Annotated in this window: 26 protein-coding genes; 8 read left to right on the top strand and 18 right to left on the bottom strand. The window is 64.6% G+C overall.

Translation table 11 applies throughout. The features are described from left to right. Positions 1 to 258 precede the first annotated feature (258 nt). The 4 genes from U5798_RS18195 to U5798_RS18210 all read left to right on the top strand — a co-directional run bounded on the left by U5798_RS18195 (position 259) and on the right by U5798_RS18210 (position 4064). Positions 259 to 1476, top strand: a complete 1218-nt coding sequence (locus U5798_RS18195) for a DUF2863 family protein (protein WP_124453116.1) — start codon at positions 259 to 261, stop codon at positions 1474 to 1476. A 211-nt stretch (positions 1477 to 1687) separates the two neighbouring features. Next, positions 1688 to 2524: a response regulator transcription factor gene (locus U5798_RS18200; RefSeq protein ID WP_124453114.1), complete on the top strand. Its 837-nt coding sequence runs from the start codon at positions 1688 to 1690 to the stop codon at positions 2522 to 2524. A 75-nt stretch (positions 2525 to 2599) separates the two neighbouring features. Next, complete coding sequence (locus U5798_RS18205) at positions 2600 to 3274, top strand: energy-coupling factor ABC transporter permease (RefSeq protein ID WP_124453112.1); 675 nt, start codon at positions 2600 to 2602, stop codon at positions 3272 to 3274. 139 nt (positions 3275 to 3413) lie between these two features. After that, positions 3414 to 4064 (top strand): BspC domain-containing protein, encoded by a 651-nt coding sequence (locus U5798_RS18210; protein ID WP_124453110.1) that lies wholly within the window; start codon positions 3414 to 3416, stop codon positions 4062 to 4064. Positions 4065 to 4146: 82 nt separating this feature from the next. Here U5798_RS18210 and U5798_RS18215 read toward each other — a convergent pair whose 3' ends face one another. Continuing rightward, positions 4147 to 5301, bottom strand: coding sequence for a M14-type cytosolic carboxypeptidase (locus U5798_RS18215; RefSeq protein ID WP_322082806.1), 1155 nt, complete (start codon positions 5299 to 5301; stop codon positions 4147 to 4149). Between the two features lie 182 nt (positions 5302 to 5483). Further along, positions 5484 to 6266, bottom strand: a complete 783-nt coding sequence (gene yaaA, locus U5798_RS18220; protein ID WP_322082807.1) for a peroxide stress protein YaaA — start codon at positions 6264 to 6266, stop codon at positions 5484 to 5486. 57 nt (positions 6267 to 6323) lie between these two features. Between yaaA and U5798_RS18225 the strand changes: the two genes are divergently transcribed. Together U5798_RS18225 and U5798_RS18230 are read left to right on the top strand one after the other, a co-directional pair. After that, positions 6324 to 6821, top strand: coding sequence for a putative toxin-antitoxin system toxin component, PIN family (locus U5798_RS18225; protein ID WP_124453104.1), 498 nt, complete (start codon positions 6324 to 6326; stop codon positions 6819 to 6821). Between the two features lie 33 nt (positions 6822 to 6854). Beyond that, positions 6855 to 8027: a pyridoxal phosphate-dependent aminotransferase gene (locus tag U5798_RS18230; protein ID WP_322082808.1), complete on the top strand. Its 1173-nt coding sequence runs from the start codon at positions 6855 to 6857 to the stop codon at positions 8025 to 8027. A gap of 42 nt (positions 8028 to 8069) precedes the next feature. Here U5798_RS18230 and U5798_RS18235 read toward each other — a convergent pair whose 3' ends face one another. Further along, positions 8070 to 8726 (bottom strand): glutathione S-transferase, encoded by a 657-nt coding sequence (locus U5798_RS18235; protein WP_322082809.1) that lies wholly within the window; start codon positions 8724 to 8726, stop codon positions 8070 to 8072. 202 nt (positions 8727 to 8928) lie between these two features. On the opposite strand from U5798_RS18235, the gene U5798_RS18240 reads away from it, so the two are divergent. Then, positions 8929 to 9720, top strand: coding sequence for an oxepin-CoA hydrolase, alternative type (locus tag U5798_RS18240; protein ID WP_322082810.1), 792 nt, complete (start codon positions 8929 to 8931; stop codon positions 9718 to 9720). 207 nt (positions 9721 to 9927) lie between these two features. Continuing rightward, positions 9928 to 10620: a glutathione binding-like protein gene (locus tag U5798_RS18245; protein ID WP_124453096.1), complete on the top strand. Its 693-nt coding sequence runs from the start codon at positions 9928 to 9930 to the stop codon at positions 10618 to 10620. A gap of 52 nt (positions 10621 to 10672) precedes the next feature. On the opposite strand, the gene U5798_RS18250 is transcribed toward U5798_RS18245, so the two are convergent. The 15 genes from U5798_RS18250 to nuoG form a co-directional block, all read right to left on the bottom strand. Continuing rightward, positions 10673 to 11149: a MaoC family dehydratase gene (locus tag U5798_RS18250; RefSeq protein ID WP_124453094.1), complete on the bottom strand. Its 477-nt coding sequence runs from the start codon at positions 11147 to 11149 to the stop codon at positions 10673 to 10675. Continuing rightward, positions 11146 to 11607 carry a MaoC family dehydratase gene (locus tag U5798_RS18255; RefSeq protein ID WP_124453092.1) on the bottom strand — a complete coding sequence of 154 codons (462 nt, stop codon included), beginning with the start codon at positions 11605 to 11607 and terminating at the stop codon, positions 11146 to 11148. Before U5798_RS18255 ends, U5798_RS18250 begins: the two co-directional genes overlap by 4 nt. Before the next feature lie 38 nt (positions 11608 to 11645). Next, positions 11646 to 12779, bottom strand: a complete 1134-nt coding sequence (locus U5798_RS18260) for an acyl-CoA dehydrogenase family protein (protein ID WP_124453090.1) — start codon at positions 12777 to 12779, stop codon at positions 11646 to 11648. 19 nt (positions 12780 to 12798) lie between these two features. Then, positions 12799 to 13995: an acyl-CoA dehydrogenase family protein gene (locus U5798_RS18265; protein ID WP_322082811.1), complete on the bottom strand. Its 1197-nt coding sequence runs from the start codon at positions 13993 to 13995 to the stop codon at positions 12799 to 12801. 54 nt (positions 13996 to 14049) lie between these two features. Then, positions 14050 to 14472, bottom strand: a complete 423-nt coding sequence (locus U5798_RS18270) for a DUF1178 family protein (protein ID WP_034190812.1) — start codon at positions 14470 to 14472, stop codon at positions 14050 to 14052. A gap of 136 nt (positions 14473 to 14608) precedes the next feature. Continuing rightward, entirely contained in the window at positions 14609 to 15199 is a 591-nt protein-coding gene (locus tag U5798_RS18275) for an NUDIX domain-containing protein (protein WP_124453087.1), read from the bottom strand. Between the two features lie 40 nt (positions 15200 to 15239). Continuing rightward, the gene (locus tag U5798_RS18280; RefSeq protein ID WP_034184896.1) at positions 15240 to 15536 is read right to left on the bottom strand and encodes a DUF2818 family protein; all 297 of its coding nucleotides are present in this window, start codon (positions 15534 to 15536) and stop codon (positions 15240 to 15242) included. Next, positions 15536 to 16990, bottom strand: coding sequence for an NADH-quinone oxidoreductase subunit NuoN (gene nuoN / locus U5798_RS18285; protein ID WP_185658183.1), 1455 nt, complete (start codon positions 16988 to 16990; stop codon positions 15536 to 15538). The genes U5798_RS18280 and nuoN overlap by 1 nt, the downstream gene beginning before the upstream one ends. 36 nt (positions 16991 to 17026) lie before the next feature. After that, a complete protein-coding gene (locus U5798_RS18290; RefSeq protein WP_059233608.1) occupies positions 17027 to 18517 on the bottom strand; it encodes an NADH-quinone oxidoreductase subunit M in 1491 nt (496 codons plus the stop codon). 18 nt (positions 18518 to 18535) lie between these two features. Then, positions 18536 to 20590, bottom strand: coding sequence for an NADH-quinone oxidoreductase subunit L (nuoL, locus tag U5798_RS18295; protein ID WP_124453083.1), 2055 nt, complete (start codon positions 20588 to 20590; stop codon positions 18536 to 18538). Between the two features lie 17 nt (positions 20591 to 20607). Next, the gene (nuoK, locus tag U5798_RS18300; RefSeq protein ID WP_006478272.1) at positions 20608 to 20913 is read right to left on the bottom strand and encodes an NADH-quinone oxidoreductase subunit NuoK; all 306 of its coding nucleotides are present in this window, start codon (positions 20911 to 20913) and stop codon (positions 20608 to 20610) included. An 18-nt stretch (positions 20914 to 20931) separates the two neighbouring features. Then, entirely contained in the window at positions 20932 to 21582 is a 651-nt protein-coding gene (locus U5798_RS18305; protein ID WP_124453081.1) for an NADH-quinone oxidoreductase subunit J, read from the bottom strand. Between the two features lie 112 nt (positions 21583 to 21694). Next, entirely contained in the window at positions 21695 to 22183 is a 489-nt protein-coding gene (gene nuoI, locus U5798_RS18310; RefSeq protein WP_124453079.1) for an NADH-quinone oxidoreductase subunit NuoI, read from the bottom strand. Positions 22184 to 22193: 10 nt separating this feature from the next. Next, positions 22194 to 23261, bottom strand: coding sequence for an NADH-quinone oxidoreductase subunit NuoH (nuoH, locus tag U5798_RS18315; protein WP_059233605.1), 1068 nt, complete (start codon positions 23259 to 23261; stop codon positions 22194 to 22196). Continuing rightward, complete coding sequence (gene nuoG, locus U5798_RS18320; protein WP_322082812.1) at positions 23262 to 25592, bottom strand: NADH-quinone oxidoreductase subunit NuoG; 2331 nt, start codon at positions 25590 to 25592, stop codon at positions 23262 to 23264. Positions 25593 to 25595: the final 3 nt, after the last annotated feature.

The following is a 25595-nucleotide window of genomic DNA, read 5'->3' on the forward strand; positions in this document are numbered from 1 at the left end:
TTCTACTTCCGTACCGCCGAGGCCCGTACCACCTGCCCCAACAGCACCGCTTCCCTTCCTTCCCCGCCGTGTTTCCGTTAGCGCGAAAGAGGCGTGATTCTATGCACCTGATGGCAATCGCGCAAGGGGTTCGACGCAACTTTTTTACGAACGCTGCAAATTCGGCCGCTCGGCCCTGTCCGGGCACGAGACCGCTTATGGTGCAAAGAACGGACTAGAATGTGAGGTTCTTCGCCTCTTTCTATATACGTCTTTAATATGCGCCAGCGAATCGCCAAACGCCTCCCCCCCGATGCCGACAAACTGGTCGGCCTGTCGCTTGCGCTCTTCGCCTCGGGCAGCCGCATCGAGGATCGCTTCTGGGAAGCGAAGCTCGATGCGCTGCTCGCCAAGATTGTCCGCAACGGCAACCAGACCACGCTCGACGCAGCACTCGACCACCTTCAGCAGAATCACCCCGATGCGTACGGTGCGCTGGCCGACATGGCCGAGACGCACAGCGAGTCGATGGTGCTCGAGCACGACGGCCAACCATACGATGCGCTGCTGGTCGCGGTTCCGGTGCTTGCATGGACGCGCTACATGATTCCGTCGGGGCCGCTCAAGGGCGACGTTGCCGACGCACTGCGAACGCACCTGCAGGCGCATGTCCTCGCGAACGGTACGCTCGTCGGGCTCGCGCCGTTCCTCTACAGCATCGACCAGCTGCCGCGGCACCACGTCGAGACCTACCGGCTTGCGCAGCAGCTCGCACATGCGGCGATCAGCCAGCACACGCCCAAGCTGAGCTTCGGCGACCTGCCCGAAACGTCGCCGATCCTGGCCGACCCGCGCTTCCTGCTTGCGGTCGTCGCCGCGCCTGCCGGCGCGCCACTGTTCCGCTGGCAGGAAGAGGAGAACGGCAGCCGGATCGAACGCGGCCAGTGTCTCGAGCAGTGGACGGCCCAGGGCGGCCCGAACCTGTCGATCGCCCTGCCCGGCTGTGAATTCGAATGCCTGCTTCCGGACGCGTACTACTCGGCCTGCCGCGATGCGGACGAGCGCATTCGTCCGCACACGGTGCGAACGGCCATTCGTTATCTGTTTGACACACTTGGTGCGGCGCCGCAGGAGCTGCGCGCGGTGGTCGCGGGCTTCGGCGAGCGCCGTATCGACGAGTATCGTGTCGGCTTCACGCGGCGTGCCAGCAACGACGTGATCTACGGCGTCGTATGGCCGCTGTACGGCCGCGAAAACGGCGACGTGTCGATCGACAGCGCGACGCTCGAAGGCGAAGCGCCGATGGAAGGACCGCTCGAGGAAATCGTGAGCCTGCTGAAGGAATGCGGCGTAACCGACGTCCGCAGGCACGCGGGCCGCTTCGAACCGGAATACTGCGACGACTGCGGCGTGCCGCTCTACGCGGATCCGCTCGGCGAAATCGTCCATGCGGAGATGCCGGAAGACGCATCGCCCGCCCAGCCTCACTTCCACTGACCCGATGCCGCAGGCCTCCACGGCCTGCCGGTCCGAAGCCGCTCCCGGTTGCCGCCGGAGCGGCTTTTTTCTTGTCTGATCGTTTTCCGCCTGAAATTTCGGACAATTCCTAAGCCTTTCAGCCTAGCAGACATCGTGTAAGGTCTTTGTCATTATCGGGGCCAACGCATGCCCGACAGCAATCAATGACTCACCCTTACGGAGATTGAATATGCGGTTCCTGATGCTTAACTCAGACGCCGAGCGGCGTGATGGACTGAAGGCCCTGCTGCGGCAGATCGACCGTCACGCCAGCATCAACGATGCGCCCGACAGTTTTCAGGCGCGCCGCCTGCTGCGTGCCCAGCGTTTCGACCTCGTCGCAATCGACTGGCTCGACGTCGGCCGGCTCGGCGAGCTTCAGGCGCTCTGCAGCGCATGTTCGCCGACACCGGCCGCCGTGCTGGTCGACGAAGCGCCGCCCGACGCCGTCCAGCGCTTCTTCAACCATGGTGTCGCGGGCGTGATTCCGCATTCCACGCGTCCGCACCTGATCGTGCGAGCGCTGGAAATCGTGCTGCTGGGCGGGCACTACATTCCGCCGAGCGCGCTCAGCCTGCTGCCCTCCGTGGCTGCGGCACGCCACGATGCCCATTTCCAGACGCTTGCCGGATCGCTTCCGCGCCGCCCGCCAAGCGGCCTCCTGTCGCCGCGGCAAGCGCAGATCATGCGCTTCGTCCACATGGGCAGCACGAACAAGATGATCGCCCGCACACTCGGCATCAGCGAAGGCACCGTGAAGATCCACCTCGCCAGCATCTTCCAGCAGCTCGGTGCCGCGAACCGTGCCGCCGCAGTCGCGATCTACAACGGCTGGCTGTCACCACATCTCGAGGTGTTGCTGGCGAACCGCAACCGCGCACGCAAGCCTAGCATCGGCGAACGCGGTCCGGTTCCGCTGCGTTCACAACGGAGTGACCATCCGTACCCGCTGCCCGCCGCGAACGCCGGCGTACAGGACCTGCCGCTCGCCGCCGAGCCTCCGTCACGGTTCCGGCGCGGGCGCTAGGCAAACAGTCTCGATATTGCGACGGTCGGTATGCGCGGATTCCCACCTTTGATGCTCAACGAGTAATATGGACGCATGGGTTTTCTCTTCACACCGCTTCCGCTCTGGGTTGGCATCGGTGGCTGGATCGCCGCCGTGGCTCTGCTCGCGCTCGCGATCTGGAATCGCCCGTTCGTGCGCCTGCAGGACGCCACGCTCCAGCACGTGTGGCTCGCGCTCGTCACAGCGATCTCGGTACTCTGGGCATCGAATGCGTGGCTCGAAGACGGCATCGTCATGCATCTGCTTGGCGCCACGCTGCTCGTCACACTGTTCGACTGGACGCTCGCACTGATCGCGATGGGCGCCGTCACGGCGGTTGCCGCGATCATCTTCGACGCGCCGTGGCAGGGCATTGGCCTGACCTATCTGATCTACGGTGCACTGCCTGTCGCCGTGTCAGCGTTGCTGCAGCGCGCCGCGCTCGCGTGGCTGCCGCACAACCTTGCATCGTTCATCACCGGGCAGGGGTTCCTGTCGCCGGCCATCGCGATCGTCGCAGTCGCCGCGGCAGCGGCCGGCGTCCAGCTCGCGCTCGCGGATGGCGTGCCCGTCGTGATTCCTGCCGGCTATCTGCTGAACACTGCACTGCTCGCGCTCGGCGAAGCATGGTTCACCGGCATGGCGACGGCACTCATCGCCGTCTATCGCCCTGCGTGGGTCACGACCTTCGACGTCAGGCGCTATCGCCTCGGCGGCCCGCGCGCCTGAATTTCCCCCGGATTCGCGCACGTTCAACGCATACCGTCGGCTCCTTCCGCGCTGCGGCAGAATACGCCGTCTACTGCCGCACAACTTTTTTACGCTAAGATTGAACTCCTGTTCTTCATCGGGCATCTATACGTGCCCGATGTCTCATTCGCTCCTCACCAATAACCAGATGGACAGCTCACCTGCCTCGTTCCGGATTTTCCGGGCGCTCGGCAAGCTGGCAGCCTGTATCGCGGGCCTGTCGCTTGCGCTTCCCACACCGGCATTCGCCGACCTGCTCGACCAGCGCTCCGAACTGATCAACAAATTCGTCAACGAGATGCATGCCGATCCGCTCGCCGCCGATTGTGCGGCGCACGGCAGCTTCATCGCCAGCACGTCGACGGCGTTCGATCGCGTCGACTTCGCACCGAACGCATTCGACAGCGGCAACGCGACGATCACGCCCTGGAACGACTCGTTCGACCAGGGCAAGCAGCGCGTGAAGGTCGACAACATCGTCACCGTCGACGGCCAAGGCATCCACAGCGACGGCAGCGACCCGACACCGCTGAAATTCCGTTGCGGCTATGTCGGCCAGCAAATGCTCGCGTTCAGCTGGAACGACCCCGTTCCGCCGCTGAAGCCGCGCGCCGAACGCTCGTCGTCGACGAAGAAATTCAAGGGCAAGTCGCACCGCGGCAAGGCCAAGGCGAAGGCATCGGGCCGCACCAGCAAGAAAGCCGTCGCAACGAAAAAATCGAGCGGCCAGAAGAAGGTCGTGAAGAAGAAAACCGCGAAGAAGTCCTGATACGACCGAGCGGCAACGACAGACGCGAAAAAGCCGGGGCATCCTGAGATGCCCCGGCTTTTTTCGTATGACGGCGATACGCTTACGCGAACGTGTCGACGTGCACCAGGATCGCGGCCAGCATCGCCGCGCCGAGCGCCGCGCTGCGCTCGCCGTTCCAGCCGACGCGCTCGTCGGGCAGGTTCGCGTTGTCCTTGAACGGCATCTCGAGCGTCAGCGACAGGCAGCCGAACTGGTGGCCGATGTACTTCGACGCGAGCTTGAGCGCATCTTCCTTGTACTTGCTTGCCGCGTAGCCGTGCTCGGTCTGGAAGTCGGGGCTCGCGACCTTGAACGCGTCGATGAACGCAGTCTGTTCCTTGCCCTGCTGCTCGGTAAAGCTCGGCAACATCTCCGAACCGGCGACGAACACGTACGGCAGATCCTCGTCGCCGTGAATGTCAAAGAACATGTCGCAGCCGATTGCATGGATCGCGTCGCGCACGGCCAGCACCTCGGGGCTGCGTTCGGCATCCGGCGCCATCCACTCGCGATTCAGGTTCGCGCCTGCCGCGTTGGTGCGCAGGTTGCCATGCACACTGCCGTCCGGGTTCATGTTCGGGACGATGTGGAACGTCACGCGATCGTAGAGCTTGCGCGCGACCGGATCGCCGGCCCAGTCACCCCAGCCTGCCAGCCGCTTGACGAGCCCCTCGACGAACCATTCGGCCATCGATTCGCCCGGATGCTGGCGCGCGATGATCCACACCTTCTTCTTCGGCGCGTCGTCGGTTTCCGGCGTGCCGAGCGTCAGCAGCGACATCGGACGGCCCTCGACCGTGCGGCCGAGCTCGACGACGCTCGCCTGCGGCAACTGCTGGACAGCACCGAGAAACGCCGCGTGGCGCTCTTCCGAGTACGGTTCGAAATACGCGTAGTAGATGCCGTCGAACTCCGGCGTATGGTCGATGGTCATCGTCTTGCCGTCGAACGTCGTCGGCACGCGGAACCAGTCGACGCGGTCGTAGCTCGCCACCGCGTGGTAGTTGCGCCAGCCCGACGGATACGCGCAGTCGGCCGCGTTCTCGAACGTCATCACGCACCGCTCGCCGCGCGCGCCCGTCAAGCGGTAGTAAAACCATTGTGCGAATTCCGAGCGATTGTCGCCGCGCACGCGCAGCCGGATCGAGTCTGGGCTGTCGCACGATACGACGTCGATTGCGCCTGCGTCGAAATTGCTGGTGATCGAAAGTGCCATCTGTCTCTCCTGTGTCGACCGGCGTTAGCGCTTTAGCGCTTACACCGGTCCCATGCAAAGCTGTCGACCGGCGTTCGCGCTTTAGCGCCTGTGCCAGTCCTACGCGAAGCTGTCGACCGGGGCGCGCGGTGTACCACGTGCCCGGCCTCATGCGCCGGCCGTCTCGTGAACGGCCGGCCGGGTTACTCGCCGACGCGCCGGCGATATACGTAAGTCGAATCGTTCGACGCGGCCGCGTCGAATACATAGCCTTCCGTCGCGAAATCCTTGAGCGCCTTCGGGTCGGCAATCCGGTTCTCGACGATAAAACGCGCCATCAGGCCGCGCGCGCGCTTCGCATGGAAGCTGATGATCTTGTAGCGCCCGCCCTTCCAGTCCTCGAACACCGGCGTGACGACCGGCGCGGCCAGCAGTTTCGGCTTGACCGACTTGAAGTACTCGGTCGACGCGCAGTTGACCAGCACACGCGCCGCGCCGCTGCGCGTCTCGAGCTGCTCGTTCAGCGCCCGCGTGATGCGGTCGCCCCAGAACGCGTACAGATCCTTGCCGCGCGCGTTGGCGAAGCGCGTACCCATCTCGAGCCGGTACGGCTGCAGCAGGTCGAGCGGACGCAGCAGCCCGTACAGGCCCGACAGCACGCGCACGTGCTGCTGCGCATAGTCGAGATCGGCCGACGACAGCGATTTCGCGTCGAAACCTTCATAGACGTCGCCGTTGAACGCGAGCACAGCCTGCTTCGCGTTGGCCGGCGTAAAGGTCCGCGACCAGTCGGCGTAGCGCTGGAAATTCAGGCGCGCGAGCGGATCGGAAATATCCATCAGTGTCGCGATGTCCTGCGGCGACAGCTTGCGCAGGCCGTCGATCAGCTCGGACGCGTCGTCGACGAATGCAGGCTTCGTGTAAGACTGGACGTGCGCGGGCGTATCGTAGTCGAGGGATTTGGCTGGAGAGAGAACGATTATCATAGAGGCTCGCTGGCACGCCGTGCCTTGCGGTCAGACGAAAACCACCGATTGTAACGAATGACCCGCTCTCTCGCCCCGCATGCCGCACACCGCGTCGTGCTCGACTCGAACGTCTGGATCGACATCCTCGTATTCGACGACCCCGCTACGCGCCCGATCCGGGCCGCGCTGGAAAGCGGCGCGCTTGCCGCCGTGATCGACGGCCGCTGCCTGACCGAGCTCGAATACGTGCTCGACTATCCGCAGTTCCAGTCGCGCGCGATCGACAAGGCGGCCGCACTCGCGACCGTCGCCCGCCTCGCGAGCCTCGTCGAGCCGCCGCCCGTCGACGCCGACGCGCCGCCGCTGCCGAAGTGCAAGGACCGCGACGACCAGAAGTTTCTCGAACTCGCCCGCGCCGCGCAGGCCGAGTGGCTCGTGTCGAAAGACCGCGCGCTGCTGAAGCTCGCGAAGCGCACCGCACGCGACTTCGGCTTCCGGATCGCGCAGCCCGCGCCATTTGCCGAAGCTTGCGCGCTCGACGCCGCGCCGGACGCGACGACCACGCCGGCCTGACCTACGCCGCACCACCCGAATTCGACCGTATCGATGAACGCTCCTTCAGATATGCCAACGACTCCCGTTTTCCCCTCGCGCCTGCCGAACGTCGGCACGACGATCTTCACGGTCATGAGCGCGCTAGCCGCCGAAAAAGGCGCGGTGAACCTTGGCCAGGGCTTCCCGGATTTCGATTGCGACCCGCGCATCGTCGACGCGGTCGCGGCCGCGATGCGCAACGGGCACAACCAGTATCCGCCGATGGCCGGCGTCGCACCGCTGCGCAACGCGATCGCCGACAAGATCGCGCAGGTCTACGGCCGGCGCTACGATCCGGCCACCGAGATCACGGTGACGGCCGGCGCGACGCAGGCGCTGCTGACGGCGATCCTGTGTGCGGTGCATCCGGGCGATGAAGTGATCGTCGTCGAACCGACCTACGACAGCTACCTGCCGTCGATCGAACTCGCGGGCGGCACGCCCGTGTTCGTCACGCTGGAGGCGCCCGACTACGCGATCCCGTTCGACCGTCTCGCGGCCGCGATCACGCCGAAGACGCGCATGATCCTGATCAACACGCCGCACAACCCGACGGGTACCGTGTGGCGCGAGGCGGACATGCGCAAGCTCGAGGACATCGTGCGCGGCACCAACGTGCTGATCCTGTCGGACGAGGTGTACGAGCACATGGTCTACGACGGTGCGCGCCACGAAAGCGTCGCGCGCTACCCGGAACTCGCGGCGCGCAGCTTCATCGTGTCGAGCTTCGGCAAGACCTATCACGTGACGGGCTGGAAGGTCGGCTACGTCGCCGCGCCTGCCGCGCTGACCGCGGAATTCCGCAAGGTCCACCAGTTCAACGTATTCACGGTGAACACGCCGATGCAGTTCGGGCTCGCCGACTACCTGCGCGATCCGGCACCGTACCTGTCGCTGGCCGGCTTCTACCAGAAGAAGCGCGACTTCTTCCGTGCCGGCCTCGAGCGCACGCGCTTCAAGCTGCTGCCGTGCACGGGCACGTACTTCCAGTGCGTCGATTACTCGGCGATCAGCGACCTGCCCGAAGCGGAATTCTCGAAGTGGCTGACGTCGGAGATCGGCGTAGCCGCCATTCCGGTGTCGGCGTTCTATCACGAGCCGCACGAATCGGGCGTCGTACGCTTCTGCTTCGCGAAGCAGGAAAGCACGCTCGCGTCCGCGCTCGAACGACTCGCCCGGCTGTAAGTCCCGCACGGGCGGCGACGGGCCGCCCTGCGGGAACCGCGCTTACGGACGTGCGACGCTCGTCGCGTCGATGTACGCCTTGCGCTCGGCTGCCACGCGCTGCGCGGCCGGACGCTCGCCGACCAGCTTCGCGTGCGCCTTCCAGTCGATGCCGGCGTCGAGCAGGAAATCGCGTCCGAATATGGCCTTCGTCGCCATCCCGATGACCGGCAGATGGACCCACGCGGCGATGTCCGCAAGGCCGAACGCGTCGCCGAGCACATACGGCGAAAACTGCGTCATCTGCTTGAACGCATCGATCGCGCGCGGCAGGCGCTTCTCGACGTGCGCCTTCATCCCGTCGCTGACCTTGCCGCCGAAAAACGCCTCCGTATAGACCTCTCGCGCCATCCATTCGAGATACAGCTCGAGCGTCTCGACCAGTTCGCGCACCTTCGCTGCCGCGAACGGGCTCGCCGGAAAAATGCCTTTCCCGGGATAGCGCGCGGCCAGGTATTCGATGATCGCCTGCGACTCGAACAGCGCGCCTTCCTCGGTCTTCAGGAACGGAATCTTGCCGAGCGGCGAATCGACGAGCTTGGCCGGATCGCTGATCGGCAAGCCGCACACCGACTCCTCGAACGGGATATCGTGCTCGAGCAGCACGAACTTCACCTTGTTGTAATAGTTGGACAACGGAATACCGCACAGCTGTAGCATCAAAGTCTCCTTCCTTGCTGAAGCGCGGCCTCAACAGTGCCGGCCGCATCGGGATTCATCGCGCTGAAAAGCACGTCCGTGCTAGTCTAAAGCAAGTTTTGCGTTCGCCCCGACAACATTACATCCGTTGCGGCAGCCGTTCCGCCTGTCCGCGCAACATGCGCGGCGCCGCCGCGCCGCCATCCGATGGAGACACGCTCGCATGAGTGCTGAACTGCTGGCATCGCGTCCGCCCGAGAGCGATTCGACGCTCGTCCTCACGCTGTCCAATCCCGGCGCGCGCAACGCGCTGCATCCCGACATGTACGCGGCCGGCATCGAAGCGATCGCCACCGCCGATCGCGATCCCGCGATTCGCGCGGTCGTCCTGACGGGCGCCGATCGCTTCTTCTGCGCAGGCGGCAACCTGAACCGCCTGCTCGAGAACCGTTCGAAGGATCCGTCCTACCAGGCCGACAGCATCGATCAGCTCGCCGCGTGGGTCACGGCGATCCGCGCGTCGACGAAACCGGTGATCGCGGCCGTCGAAGGCGCCGCCGCCGGCGCGGGCTTCTCGCTTGCGCTCGCGTGCGACCTGACCGTCGCCGCGCACGACGCGAAATTCGTGATGTCGTATGCGCGTGTGGGCCTGACGCCGGACGGCGGCGGTTCGTGGTTCCTCGCGCACGCCCTGCCGCGCGCGATGGCGGCCGAGATCCTGTTCGAAGGCAAGCCGGTCACGGCCGAGCGCCTGCATGCGCTCGGCGTCATCAACCGGCTCGCCGTGCCCGGCGCGGCACTGACGGACGCGCTCGCATGGGCCGAAACACTCGCCGGCATCTCGCCGAACGCACTCGCGCGCATCAAGTCGCTGCTCGACGACGCGACGGCGCAACCGCTCGAACCGCATCTCGGCACCGAGCGCGATCATTTCGTCACGTCGCTGCATCATGCGGACGGGCTCGAAGGCATTACCGCATTTCTCGAGAAACGCCAGCCGCGCTACAAGCGCTGATTCGCCCTGTCGCACCGGCGATCGAAGCCGCACGAAAATGTACCGAAACGCGCCGCGCACGACGTCGACGACACGCTCCACGTCGCTGCGCGCACGCATCCGCAGGCACGATTCCGTCGCCAGCAGCCCGCGTCGATCCATGCTCTAATGACCGCCTGTCGCGGCGCTCCCGGCGCCGTTTTCGCGCATGCAACCAAGGAGTTGACGATGATCGACGTCTATAGCTGGGCGACCCCGAACGGCCACAAGGTACACATCATGCTCGAGGAAACGGGCCTCGCATACCGTGTTCATCCGGTCGATATCGGCGCGGGCGACCAGTTCGAGCCCGACTTCCTGAAGATCAGCCCGAACAACAAGATTCCGGCCATCGTCGATCCGGACGGCCCTGGCGGCAAGCCGATCTCGCTGTTCGAATCGGGTGCGATCCTGATCTATCTCGCGGAGAAGACCGGCAAGTTCCTGCCGGCCGATCCGGCCGCGCGCTATGCGACGCTCGAGTGGCTGATGTTCCAGATGGGCGGTGTCGGCCCGATGCTCGGACAGGCACACCACTTCCGCATGTATGCGCCGGAGAAGATCGAATACGCGGTCAACCGCTACACGAACGAAGCGAAGCGCCTGTACAACGTGATGGACAAGCGCCTCGGCGAATCGGAGTATCTCGCGGGCGACACGTACACGATCGCAGACATTGCGACGTTCCCGTGGACGCGTTCGTGGCAAAACCAGGGCATCGTGCTCGACGAGCTGCCGAACGTGAAGCGCTGGTTCGATGCGATCGCCGCGCGACCGGCCGTGCAGCGCGGCGTCGAAGTGCTCGCGTCGATGCGCAAGGCACTGCAGGACGACAAGGCGCGAGAAGTGCTTTTCGGCGCGACGCAATACGCGAAGCACTGACACGCATGTGACGTGACCGGCGGGGCGGCCGCCGTGCCTGCCGCCCCGCGCTTCAGAAGTAGTGTAGCGTGATGAACTCTGCCGCGCACACCGGCAGCGGCGCATCGGGACGCTCGGCCTGGATCGACACCGACCACGTCACCTGCACCCCGCCCTGCGCGGCGTCGGCGGTTTCCTTCACCGCAAACAGCGCGCGCACGCGTGCACCGACCGGCACGGGCTTCAGGAATCGCACGCGATTCAGCCCGTAGTTCACACCCATCTTCTGCTCGAAGCGCATCGCGTCGGTCATCAACGCAGGGATCAGCGACAGCGTCAGGAACCCGTGTGCGATCGGGCCGCCGAACGGCGACTCGCGTCGCGCGCGCTCGGGGTCGACGTGGATCCATTGATGATCGCCGGTCGCGTCGGCGAAACCGTCGACGCGAGGCTGGTCGATCGCGATCCAGCCGCTCGCGAGCGGCTCCGCGCCGACCCTCGCCTGCAGCGCCTGCGCCGACGCGATCAGCGGCAAGGTCACGCCCGTCATCCTTTCGTGCCTCCCGGATGGCGCAGCCCGAACAGCACCTTCGTATGCACGCTGATCACCGTCTCGCCGGCTTCGTTCACGCCGACCCACTCCGTCGACACGATGCCGCGGTCGGGCTTGCTCTCCGACACGCGCTTGTCGTGGACCTTCTGGTACATCGTGATCGTGTCGCCGGCCCGCACCGGCTTAAGCCAGCGGATCGAGTCGATGCCGGGCGAGCCCATGCTGGTCGAATCCGGCCCGAGCTTCTTGACGAGCAGGCTCATGAACACCGAGCACGTATGCCAGCCGCTCGCGACGAGGCCGCCGAAATGCGATGCCTTCCCCGCTTCTTCGTCGAGGTGAAACGGTTGCGGGTCATAGCGTTCGGCGAACGCCTTGATGTCGTCGGGCTCGAACGTGTAGCGGCCCACTTCGGTGGTGCTGCCCACCACCAGGTCTTCGTAACTGATACCCACTTGCAGGTCTCCTCGTCTGGGACGCTCGCGCGTCGCCGTCATGCTGCGTCGGTCTGCGCGAAATCGGGCAGCGCGGCGAAGCGGGCAAGATGATGATCGGTGTCGCCGAGCGTCGTCTCGATGATCGTCAGCCGCTTGAACAAATGCGCAGCGGCGACCTCGTTGGTCACACCCATGCCGCCGTGCAACTGGACGGCCTGCTGGCCGACGAAGCGCGCGGCCGCGCCGATCCGGGCCTTCGCGGCCGACACGGCCTTGCGCCGCGCATCGGCGTCGCCGCTCGCGTAACGCACTGCCGCCAGATAGGTCAGCGAACGCGCCTGCTCCGCGTGGATCAGCATGTCGACCATCCGGTGCTGCAGCGCCTGGAAGCGCGCGATCGGCACGCCGAACTGCTCGCGCGTCTTCGTGTATTCGACCGTCGCGCGATTCAGCTCGTCGAGCGCGCCGACCGCTTCCGCGCACAGCAGGAACGTCGCGTAATCGGCAATCTGCTCGAGCGCCGCCGCGTCGCGCGCACCACCCGTCAGCAGTCGGGCCGGCGTTTCGTTGAATTCGAGCGTTGCGGCACGCTGGCCGTCGATCGTCCGGTAGTCGGCCACCTTCGCGTTCGACGCATCGCGTTCGACGACGAAAAGGCCGATGCCGCCGCCATCGACGCGTGCCGGCACGATCCACGCCTGCACCTGTGCGCCGTGCTGAACGACCGACTTGATACCGGTCAGCCGGTACGTGCCGCCCTGTTCGTGCGCGTGCGTGTCGAGTTCGTACAGGTCGTAGCGCGCATGCGGCTCATGGAACGCCACCGCCAGCCGCTTCTGTCCCTGCGCGACCGCCTCCAGCAGCGCCGCATCCTCGCCTGCACCGGAGCCGGCGATGCGCAACGCCTCGACACCGACCGCGGTGGCCCAGTACGGCTCGATCACCAGCGCGCGGCCGAGCTCCTGCATCACGACCAGCATGTCGACCGGGCCGCCGCCGAAGCCGCCCTGCGCGTCCGGCACGGGCAGCGCGGTCAGCCCCAGTTCCGTGAACGCGCTCCATTGCGTGTCCGACACGCCCGTGTCGCTGCGCACGATCGCCTGGCGCGCCTCGAAGCCGTATTGCTCGCCGAGATAACGGCGCAGCGCGTCGGAAAACTGCTGCTGCTCATCGGTAAAGCTGAAATCCATGGTTGTCTCCGTTCCCTGATCACAGCCCCAGAATCATCTGCGCGATGATGTTCTTCTGGATCTCGTTCGAACCGCCGTAGATCGACGTCTTCCGGTAATTGAAGTAGTACGCGGCGAGCGGTGCCGCATCGTCGTCGCCCGCGATGCTGTGCTCGCGCTCGCCGTCCAGGAACGGCACGTCGAATGGCGCGGCGAGCGGACCGATCGCGTCGACCATCAGTTCGGTGAGCGCCTGCTGTACCTCGGTGCCCTTGATCTTCAGCATCGATGCCTCGGGGCCGGGCCCCTTGCCGCTCGTCTCGCGGCTGACGACACGCAGCACCGTCACCTCGAGCGCCATCAGCTCGACTTCGAGCGCCGCGACCTTCGCGGCAAATACCGGATCGGCGAGCAACGGCTTGCCGTTCTTGCGCTGGTTCGACGCCACGCGCTTCAGGAACGCGAGCTCGCGCTTCGACGCACCGACGCGCGCGATGCCGGTGCGCTCATGGCCGAGCAGATATTTCGCATAGGTCCAGCCGCGGTTCTCGTCGCCCACGAGGTTTTCGACCGGCACCTTCACGTCCTCGAAGAACACTTCGTTGACCTCGTGGTCCTCGTCGAGCATGACGATCGGGCGCACCGTGATGCCGGGCGTCTTCATGTCGATCAGCAGGAACGAGATGCCCTCCTGCTTCTTCGCGGCCGGATCGGTGCGCACGAGGCAGAACATCATGTCGGCGTACTGGCCGAGCGTCGTCCAGGTCTTCTGGCCGTTGACGACATAGTGGTCGCCGTGGCGCTCGGCGCGCGTGCGCAACGACGCGAGGTCGGATCCCGAACCGGGCTCCGAGTAACCCTGGCACCACCAGTCGGAACCGTCGAGTATGCGCGGCAGATAGTGCCGCTTCTGTGCTTCGCTGCCGTACTTCATCAGCACCGGCGCGACCATCGACACGCCGAACGGCAACACGGTCGGCGCACCGATCCGTGCGCACTCCTCGTCCCAGATGTGCCGCTGCGTCGCGTTCCAGCCCGGGCCGCCGTATTCGACGGGCCAGGCAGGCGCGGACCAGCCGCGCTGGCCGAGAATCCGGTGCCAGCTCGCGAAATCCTCGCGGTCGAGTCGTTTGTGATCGAGTACTTTGGCGCGCAGTGCGCGAGGCAGGTTGGCCTCGAGCCAGGCGCGGACGTCAACGCGAAATGCGTCGTCGGCGGGTGAATAATCCAGATCCATGCGCAGTGTCTCCTGTCCGCGGCCGTCCGGCCCGGCAAAGACACACTGCGTACGTCATTGCAGCGGTTCTTTCAGCGCGGCTGGAATCGGCAGCGGCATCACGTCGATGCCTTCTTCGGCCAGGGATTGCGCATCTTCCGGCGTCGTGACGCCACGAATGCTGCGTGCGGGCGCCTCGTTGTAATGGATGCGCCGCGCTTCCTCGGCGAAGCGCTCGCCCACGTTCTCGGTCTTCTCCAGCACCTCGCGCAGCGCGCGCATCACCTGCGCCTGCAGCGCACGCGGATCGGCCGGCCGGGCCTGCGTCGCGCCCGACAGGTTCAGGCGCGGCGCCGACGGCAGACGGTTGACCTCGGTCGTCCCGCACACCGGACATTCGACCAGCTTGCGGGACAACTGCGCTTCGAATTCATCGGCGGAAGCAAACCAGCCTTCGAACCGATGACCGTGCGGGCACTGTAAATCGAGGACCTTCATGCTGAATCAGGGCGTGTGACGAGTGTAGCGCAAAAAGCGAGTTTTTGAACGATCGTGCTAAATCCGGATCGCGCGGCAGGAACGCACCGCGTCACCGGATTGTAACGCGGCGCCCCACCCGCTGCTGACGCCCCGCTCAGGGCGTCACGACCGGCCCGAGCGGCCAGGTGCCGGACAGCACCTTGTCGAGCCACATCGTGCCGATGATCGTCTTCACGTCGGTGATCTGGCCCGTGCGCACCCATTCCTGCAGGTCGGCCTGCGTGGCGGTAAAGGTTTCGAGGAATTCGCCTTCGTCGAGCTTGCGCTCGCCGGCCGTGAGCCCGCGCGCCAGGTACAGGTCGATGAATTCGGTCGAGTAGGAAATGATCGGGTGAATGCGGGCCAGGAACACGTATTCGCGTGCCGTATAACCCGTTTCCTCGCGCAGCTCGCGCACGGCACACGCAAGCGCCCCTTCGTTCGGATCGAGCTTGCCGGCCGGGAATTCGGCCATTACCTTGCCGATCGGGTAGCGATACTGGCTTTCCATCAGCACGCGGCCGTCGTCGAACAGCGGGATCACCATCACCGCGCCCGGATGCTGGACGTATTCGCGCGTGGCCTTCTTGCCGTCCGGCAGACGGACGGTGTCGCGCTTGAGCTTGAGGAACGAGCCTTCGAAAATCGCCTCGCTCTCGAGGCAGGTTTCGGTGAGTGCGGCGTCGTGATTGGGTAGTTCGGCCATCGGCGGCTCCTGAATTGAGCGCGACGGACGGCCGGAGCCGTCAGCGTCGTTTGACGAGATACTGGAACGTGAAGCCGGGGAACGCGAACACGATGAAGAGACTGAACGTGATCGCGTAAAACTGCCAGCCCTGTTCGAAGCGGTTGCCGGCGCGCGACTCGAGCCAGAAGCCGAGCGCGCCGACAACGAAGTACAGCACGATCAGCTCGCCGATCCGCACCCACGCACTCTTCTTCGCCGCGCCGAACGGCACGACGGCGAAGAGGCGTTGGTTCAGGAACGGCAGGTTGGCGCACACGAGCGCCAACAGCACGATAAACCAGCCGGCTGCCGACATTACAGCGGCAGCGTGTGACGGATTGCCTGCAGGCAGGCCGTCAGCAGCGGGCTCGGGATCAGGCCGAGCACGACGACCGCCAGGCCGTTCAGCACGAGGATCGTGCGCTTGCAGAAATCACCCGAGATCGGCGTCGAGTCCTGCGGTGCATCGAAGTACATCAGCTTCACGATGCGCAGGTAGTAGAACGCGCCGAACAGCGACGTGATCACGGCCAGCACGGCCAGCCACGTGAGGCCCGCGTTGACGGTCGCCTCGAGCACGGCCAGCTTCGCGTAGAAGCCGACGGTCGGCGGGATGCCGGCCAGCGAGAACATCATGACCATCATCACGAACGCGAACACCGGGCTGCGCTTGTTGAGGCCCTTGAAGTCGTCGATCGTCTCTGCTTCGAAATCGCGGCGTGCGAGCAGCATCACCACGCCGAACGAGCCGAGCGTCGTGATCAGGTAGACGATCGCGTAGAACATCGCCGAGCTGTACGCATTCGCCGGTGCCGTCGCGTCGCCCTTCACGATGCCTGCGAGCAGGCCGAGCAGCACGAAGCCCATGTTCGAGATCGCCGAGTACGCGAGCATCCGCTTGATGTTGCGCTGGACGATACCGGTGATGTTACCGACGATCAGCGACAGCGCCGCGAGGATCACGAGCGCGGTCTGCCAGTTCTGTGCAAGCGGCAGCAGGCCCATCACCAGGAAACGCAGGCCCCACGCGAACGCGGCAACCTTCGGGCCGCCGCCGACGAACAGCGTCATCGCGGTCGGTGCACCCTGGTAGACGTCCGGCACCCACATGTGGAACGGCACGGCGCCGAGCTTGAAGGCAATACCGGCGACGACGAAGACCACCCCGAACATCAGCACGGCTGCGTCGGTGTTGCCGCCGACGGCCTTGTACACCTCGCCCAGCTCGAGCGAGCCGGTCGCGCCGTAGAGCATCGAGATGCCGTACAGCACGAAGCCCGATGCGAGTGCGCCCAGCACGTAGTACTTCATCGCGGCTTCGCTCGACTGCGCGGCGTCGCGGCGCAGCGCGATGACGGCGTACAACGACAGCGACATCAGTTCGAGACCGAGGTACAGCGTCAGGAAGTTGTTGCCCGACACCATGACCAGCTGGCCGAGCAGCGAGAACATGCCGAGCAGGAAGACGTCGCCGCGGAACATGTCGCGATCTTCGAGGTACTTGCGCGAATAGACGAGCGAGACCGCGAAACCGAACGACACGACCGCCTTCATCATGCTCGCGAACGAGTCGACGACGATCATCTTCGAGAAGAAGTAGTACTGCTGCGGGTCGAGCGCCTGCACCGCGAACCACACGCCGGCGACGACCGACGAAACGACCGCGATCAGATAGGTCAGGCGGCGGCCGGAAGCACCGGTAAAGGTATCGTTCAGCCATGCGACGACGATGGCGGCCATCACCAGCGCGTCAGGCAACAGGACATTCATAGGAGCGTTCATGATCTTGAGTTCCTCCGCTCGCGATTACTGGGCCAGCGGCAGCTTCGACTGCGCGACATGGGAGAGGAGGTTTTCCACGGAAACGTGCATCACGTCGGTGAAAGGCTTCGGATACAGGCCCATCAGCATCGTGAACGCGGCAAGCACGGCCAGCATCAGGAATTCGCGACGGCCGATGTCCTTCAGCTTGGCAACGTGATCGTTCGCCACCGCGCCGAAGTACACGCGCTTGTACATCCACAGCGTGTAAGCCGCGCCGAGGATCAGCGTGAACGCCGCGCCGAAGGCGATCCAGAAGTTGTACTGGACGGCCGCGAGAATCACCATGAACTCGCCGACGAAACCCGAGGTACCCGGAAGGCCGCAGTTGGCCATCGAGAACAGCATCGCGAATGCCGCGAACTTCGGCATCACGTTGACGACGCCGCCGTAATCGGCGATCTGGCGCGAGTGCACGCGGTCGTACAGCACGCCGATGCAGAGGAACATCGCGCCCGACACGAAGCCGTGCGAGATCATCTGGATGATCGCGCCTTCGACGCCGAGCTGGTTGAAGATGAAGAAACCGAGCGTGACGAAGCCCATGTGCGCGATCGACGAATACGCGACCAGCTTCTTCATGTCGGACTGCACCATCGCGACGAGGCCGATGTAGATCACCGCGATCAGCGACAGCGTGATCACGACCGGTGCCAGGAAGTGGCTCGCGTCAGGCGTGATCGGCAGCGAGAAGCGCAGGAAACCGTACGCGCCGAGCTTCAGCATGATCGCAGCCAGCACGACCGAGCCGCCCGTCGGCGCTTCCACGTGCGCATCCGGCAGCCACGTGTGCACCGGCCACATCGGCACCTTCACCGCGAACGCGAGGAAGAACGCGATGAACAGCAGGATCTGCGGCGTCATCGCGATCTTCGCGTTCTGCCACGTCGCGAGGTCGAACGAGTGCGTTTCCGTGTACAGGTAGATCAGCGCGACCAGCATCAGCAGCGAGCCGGCCAGCGTGTACAGGAAGAACTTGAACGCCGCATACACGCGGTTCGGGCCGCCCCACACGCCGATGATGATGTACATCGGGATCAGGGTCGCTTCGAAGAACACGTAGAACAGCAGGCCGTCGGCCGACGAGAACACGCCGATCATGATCCCGGACAGGATCAGGAAGGCCGCGAGGTATTGCGCGACGTTCTCGGTGATCACTTCCCACGCGGCGATCACGACGATCACCGTGATCAGCGCGGTCAGCACGACGAACCACATCGAGATGCCGTCGACGCCGAGGTGATAGGCGATGTCGAAACGTTCGATCCAGGTCGACTTCTCGACGAACTGCAGCGCAGCCGTGCTCGAGTCGAAGCCCGTGATCAGCGGGATCGTGACCGCGAGACCGAGCAGCGAGCCGATCAGCGCGACCCAGCGGGCCGTTCCCGGATTTTTGTCGTTACCCACCGCGAGTACCAGGAGGCCGAAAACGATCGGCAACCAGATCGCGGTACTGAGAATCGGAAAAGCGTGCATTGTTCTTGTCCCCTCGCCTTATTTGCCGCCGAGCGTTACAAACAGGGTCAGGAGCCCCAGCATGCCGATGATCATGGCGAACGCGTAGTGATAGATGTAACCGGATTGGAGGAAGCGGATCACGCTGGCGAACCAGCCGATGAACCGGGCGCTGCCGTTGACGAGGCCGTCGATCACCACGACGTCACCTTCCTTCCACAGGCCGCGGCCGATCGCCACCGAACCACGGGCGAACACCACTTCGTTGATCTTGTCCATGTAGTACTTGTTGTCCAGCAGCGTGTAGATCGGGCCGAACGCGCGGCGGATCGACGCCGGCAGTTCCGGACGCTTCAGGTACAGGAACCAGGCGACGACGACACCGGCGAGCGCGAGCCAGACCGGCAGGCCCGACACCGAGTGCAGGCCCATGCCCACCCAGCCGTGGAACTCCTCGGCCATCTCGGCCAGCGCCGGATGGTTTTCACCGATGAAGATCACCTTGTCGAATGCGACGCCGTGCTGGAAGAAGTCGCCGAACAGCATCGGGCTGATCGCGATCGCACCGATGATGACCGACGGGATCGCCAGCAGGACCAGCGGCACCCACACGACCCACGGGGTCTCGTGCGGCTCGTGCGCGTGGTCGTCATGACCGTGGCCATGGCCGTGGTCATCGTGGCCGTGCGCGGCCGCCATGCCCATCGGCGATTCCGGATGCTTCGGCTTGCGGAAACGCTCTTCGCCGTGGAACACCAGGAAGTACATGCGGAACGAGTACAGCGCCGTGACGAACACGCTCGCGACGACCGCGAAGTACGCGAAGCCCGAACCCGGCAGGTGCGACAGCTTCACCGCGTCGATGATCGAGTCCTTCGAGTAGAAGCCCGAGAAGAACGGCGTACCGATCAGCGCGAGCGAACCGACGAGCGACGTGATCCACGTGATCGGCATGTACTTGCGCAGGCCGCCCATGTTGCGCATGTCCTGGTCGTGGTGCATGCCCATGATGACCGAGCCGGCGCCGAGGAACAGCAGCGCCTTGAAGAACGCGTGCGTCATCAGGTGGAACACGGCGACCGGGTAAGCGGACACGCCGAGCGCGACGGTCATGTAGCCGAGCTGCGACAGCGTCGAGTATGCGACCACGCGCTTGATGTCGTTCTGGACGATGCCGAGGAAGCCCATGAAGAGCGCCGTGATCGCGCCGATCACCGTGATGAACGACAGCGCGGTATCCGACAGCTCGAACAGCGGCGACATGCGCGACACCATGAAGATGCCGGCCGTCACCATCGTCGCCGCGTGAATCAGCGCCGAGATCGGGGTCGGGCCTTCCATCGAGTCCGGCAGCCACACGTGCAGCGGGAACTGCGCCGACTTGCCCATCGCGCCGATGAACAGGCAGATACAGGCAACGGTCAGCAGGCCCCAGTCGGTGCCCGGGAAGTGCAGGCTCGCGAGTTCCGCGCGCTTCGCGAACACTTCGCCGTAGTTCATCGAGCCGGCGAACGCGAGCAGCAGGCCGATGCCGAGCAGGAAGCCGAAGTCGCCCACGCGGTTCACGAGGAACGCCTTCATGTTCGCGTAGATCGCGCTCTCACGCGTGAAGTAGAAGCCGATCAGCAGGTACGACACCAGACCCACCGCTTCCCAGCCGAAGAACAGCTGCAGGAAGTTGTTGCTCATCACGAGCATCAGCATCGAGAACGTGAACAGCGAGATGTACGAGAAGAAGCGCTGGTAGCCGTCTTCCTCCGCCATGTAACCGATCGTGTACACGTGCACCATCAGCGAGACGAAGGTCACGACGACCATCATCATCGCGGTCAGCGAATCCACGAGGAAGCCGACTTCGAGTTTCAGCGAACCGACGTTCATCCATTCGTAGACGGTCGCGTTGAAGCTTGCGCCGCCCATCACGTCGAAGAAGACTTTCGCCGACAGGAGGAACGCGATCATTACGCCGAGGATCGTGATCCGGTGTGCGCCCTTGCGCCCGACTGCGTTCCCGAACAGCCCCGCAATCAGCGAGCCGGCCAGCGGAGCGAGCGGAATCGCCAGCAGCAGGTTTTCATTGAGTGTCGTTGACATAACAGCGTTGCCTGAAATTAACCTTTGAGCTGATCGAGATCCTCGACATTGATCGTGTCGAGCTTACGGAACAGGGTCACCAGAATCGCGAGGCCGATCGCGGCTTCCGCTGCGGCGACGGTCAGCACGAAGAACACGAAGATCTGGCCGTGCACATCGCCGAGGTAATGCGAGAACGCGACGAAGTTGGTATTCACCGCCAGCAGCATCAGCTCGATCGACATCAGGATGATGATGACGTTGCGGCGGTTCAGGAAGATCCCGACGATCGCGATCGCAAACAGGATCGCGCCGAGCACAAGGTAGTGAGCAAGAGTCAGCATGATTTTCTTTTCCTCCGCTTAGCCGTTGGTGCCCGAACCGGCTTCGCTCTGCGCCGTTTCCGGCTGCGGCTTTTCCGCTTCCATCTTCACGAGGCGCACGCGGTCGTTGCGGTGCACCTTGACCTGATCCGACACGCGCTGGCGCTTGCTGTCCTTGCCCTTGCGCTCGGTCAGCCCGATGGCGGCAATGATCGCGACCAGCAGCACGAGGCCGGCGATTTCAAACGCGAAGATGTAGTCGGTGTAGATGACCTTGCCGATCAGGCGCGTGTTCGACCAGTTGGCCATCTCGCCCGTCGCCATCGCGTGCACCGTGTGCGTGTCGCCGTAGCCGCGCCACAGGATCAGCGCGGTCTCGATCACGATGATCGCGCCGACCACGGTCGCCATCGGAACGAAACGCTTGAAGTCGCGGCGCAGGTAGTCGATGTTGATGTCCAGCATCATCACGACGAACAGGAACAGCACCATCACGGCGCCCACGTAGACCAGCACCAGCAGGATCGCGAGGAATTCCGCTTCCAGCAGCATCCAGATCGCGGCGGCGTTGAAGAACGCCAGCACAAGGAAAAGCGCAGACGCCACCGGGTTGCGCGAAGTGATCACCTTCAGCCCTGATACCACCAGGAGCAGCGCGAAGATGTAGAACAGTACGGTCGTGAATTCCATGATTACCGGTTCATCGTTAGGCCATAGTCAGGCGCGGCTTGCGGGACGCTCTCGCGTGCCGCACCCGTCGCGGCGGCTCGGCCCTGGCTTCGGGCCGGCACTGCAAACACAATCAACGATACGGCGCGTCGGCAGCCTTCGCCGCGGCGATGTCCTTCTCGTAGCGATCGCCCACCGCGAGCAGCATTTCCTTCGTGAAATACAGGTCGCCGCGCTTTTCGCCGTGGTACTCGAGAATCTGCGTCTCGACGATCGAATCGACCGGGCAGCTCTCTTCGCAGAAACCGCAGAAGATGCACTTCGTCAGGTCGATGTCGTAGCGCGTCGTGCGGCGCGTGTTGTCCGCGCGCGTTTCCGATTCGATCGTGATCGCCAGCGCGGGGCACACGGCCTCGCACAGCTTGCACGCGATGCAGCGCTCTTCGCCGTTTTCGTAGCGGCGCAGTGCATGCAGCCCGCGGAAACGCGGCGAGATCGGGGTCTTTTCTTCCGGGAACTGCACGGTGACCTTGCGCTTGAACGTGTAACGACCGGTCAGCGCGAGCCCCTTCAGCAGCTCGGTCAGGAAGAAAGTCTTAAAGAAGTGTTGGATAGCCGTCATGATTTCGTCCTTACTTCACCCAGATGTTCAGCGGCGACATCATCCAGAAGCCAACCACGATCACCCAGATCACCGTGACGGGCAGGAACACCTTCCAGCCCAGGCGCATGATCTGGTCGTAACGGTAGCGCGGGAACGTCGCGCGGACCCAGATGAACACCGACAGCAGTGCGAAGACCTTCAGCACCAGCCAGAAGATGCCCGGGATGAACGACAGGAATTCGAACGGTGCGTCCCAGCCGCCGAGGAACAGCGTCGCGGCCAGCGCCGAGATCACGATCATGTTGATGTACTCGGCGAGGAAGAACAGCGCGAACGCCATGCCCGAGTAATCGATCATGTGACCCGCGACGATCTCCGACTCCCCTTCCACCACGTCGAACGGGTGGCGGTTCGTTTCGGCGATGCCCGAGATGAAGTACACGACGAACGCAGGCAGCAGCGGCAGCCAGTTCCACGACAGGAAGTTCACGCCGTGGCCCGCGAAGAAGCCGTGCTGTTGCGAACCGACGATTTCGGACAGGTTCAGGCTGCCGGCCGTCATCAGCACCAGCACCAGCGCGAAGCCCATCGAGATTTCGTACGACACCATCTGTGCCGCGGCGCGCATCGCGCCGAGGAACGCGTACTTCGAGTTCGATGCCCAGCCCGCCAGAATCACCGCGTACACGCCGATCGACGAGATCGCCATCGCGTACAGCAGGCCCGCGTTCACGTTCGCGAGGACCGCTTCGGCCTGGAACGGAATCACGGCCCACACGGCGAACGCCGGCACGACGGTCATGACCGGCGCGATCAGGTACAGCCAGCGGCTGGCCGCGCTCGGCTGAATGACTTCCTTCAGCAGCAGCTTCAGCACGTCGGCGATCGGCTGCAGCAGGCCGCCGGGGCCGACGCGGTTCGGGCCGAGACGCACGTGCATCCAGCCGATCAGCTTGCGTTCCCACAGAATCAGGTACGCGACGCACAGCAGGATGACGACGGAGACGACGAGGATGCGCACGACTGCCCACACCGTCGGCCACGCGAAGCCGAGAAGCTCGGCCCCGCCCGCGTTGATCGTATCGAACAAGCTCATTTACGCCTTCTCCACCACCAGTTCACCGGACAGGCTGCCGAGCGCTGCGCCGGCAGGCGTCGCCGCCGACACGCGAACGACCGTCTCCGCAAGATTCGCGTCGCGCACGGCCGGCAACTGCACCGCACGCTCGCCCTGGCGCACGCGCACGGCGTCGCCTTCCTTCAAGCCCAGCTTGTCGAACAGCGCGGCCGGCAGGGCTGCGGCATTCGCCGCCTTCGCGGCGGTCGTCAGGTGCAGCGCACCTGCACGGCGCACGAGCGAGTCGGCGTGATAGATCGGTACATCGGCCAGGCGCTCGAAACCGCCGTTCGCGGCGTTCGCCGCGGCGCGCACCGGCGCGACCGACGTCTGGTTCGACAGGCGGCCTGCGACGCCGGCGTCGCCGAGTGCCGCGAGACGCACTTCTTCCGCGGTCTCGTATTCGAAGTTCGGCAGGCCGAGCAGGCTGCCGAGCACGCGCAGCACCTTCCAGCCCGGACGCGTGTCGCCGAGCGGGCGCACGACGCCGTTGAAGCTCTGCACGGTGCCTTCCGCGTTGACGTACGTGCCGGCCGTTTCCGTGAACGGCGCAACCGGCAGCAGCACGTCGGCGTAGTCGAGGCCGTGCTTGAACGGCGACATCACGACGACCATTTCGGCCTGGTTCAGCGCGGCCAGTGCCTGCGCCGGATCGGCGGTGTCGAATTCCGGCTCGACGTTCAGCAGCACGTAGCCCTTGCGCGGCTGCGCGAATGCTTCACGTGCATTCAGGCCGCCTTCGCCCGGCAGTGCGCCGACGACGTGCGCGCCGACCGTGTTCGCCGCTTCCGTCAGGAAGCCGAACGTGGCGCCGGTGTTGTCGGCGATCCACTTGGCGACGGCGTGCAGCTTCGCGAATTCCGGGTGACGGACCGCGACGTTGCCGAGCAGCACCGCACGGCGTTCGCCGTTCGAGAGCGACTGCGCGACAGCCTGGGCGGCCGGCGATGCGGTGACGCCTGCCAGCGCGTCGGGCAGCGCGACGCCGCGCAGTTGCGCGACGGCCGCGGCGATGCCGGCCAGCTCGTCGAGCCATGCGGACGGTGCAGCGACGATGCGTTGCGCGGTCGGGATCAGTGCGTCGTCACCGGTCGCGTGCAGGAAGTGCAGCTTCGCACCGTTCTTCGCAGCCTGACGCAGGCGCGACGCGAACAGCGGGTGGTCGCGGCGCAGGAACGAACCGACGACGAACGCGGCATCCACGTTCGACAGGTCGGCGATCGGCATGCCGAGCCACGGTGCGCCCTGGACCTGCGCCGAGAAATCCTGCTGACGCAGACGGAAGTCGACGTTCGGCGTCTTCAGTTCGTTGGCGAGCTGCTTCACGAGGAACAGCTCTTCAGCGGTGCTGTGCGCGCTCGCGAGCATCGCCAGCGCGTTCGCGCCGTGATCCGCGGCGATGCCCTTCAGGCCCTTCGCGACGTATTCGAGCGCGGTCTGCCAGTCGGTTTCGATCCACTGGCCGCCCTGCTTCAGCATCGGCTTCGTCAGGCGCTCTTCGCTGTTGAGGCCTTCATACGAGAAGCGGTCCTTGTCCGAGATCCAGCATTCGTTGATCGCTTCGTTCTCGAACGGCAGCACGCGCATCACGCGGTTGTTCTTCACCTGCACGACGAGGTTCGCGCCGACGGAATCGTGCGGGCTCACCGACTTGCGACGCGACAGTTCCCACGTACGGGCGCTGTAGCGGAACGGCTTGCTGGTCAGCGCACCGACCGGGCACAGGTCGATCATGTTGCCCGACATTTCGGAATCGACCGTCTTGCCGACGAACGTCGTGATTTCCGAGTGCTCGCCGCGGCCCAGCATGCCGAACTCCATCACGCCGGCGATTTCCTGACCGAAGCGGACGCAGCGCGTGCAGTGGATGCAGCGCGACATTTCTTCCATCGAGATCAGCGGGCCCACGTTCTTGTGGAACACCACGCGCTTTTCTTCCGAGTAGCGCGACGACGACTTGCCGTAGCCGACCGCCAGATCCTGCAGCTGGCATTCACCGCCCTGATCGCAGATCGGGCAATCGAGCGGGTGATTGATGAGGAGGAATTCCATCACCGACTGCTGCGCCTTCACAGCCTTGTCGGACTGCGTGTGGACGATCATGCCGGCCGACACGGGGGTCGCGCAGGCTGGCACGGCCTTCGGCATCTTCTCGACTTCGACGAGACACATCCGGCAGTTGGCCGCAACCGACAGTTTCTTGTGATAGCAGAAGTGAGGAATGTACGTATCCGCCTTGTGCGCAGCCTGGATCACCATGCTGCCTTCGGGCACCTCGACCTTCTTGCCGTCTATTTCAAGTTCAACCATGAT

This window comes from Burkholderia sp. BCC1972 (assembly GCF_905339605.1).
Classification (GTDB): Bacteria; Pseudomonadota; Gammaproteobacteria; order Burkholderiales; family Burkholderiaceae; genus Burkholderia.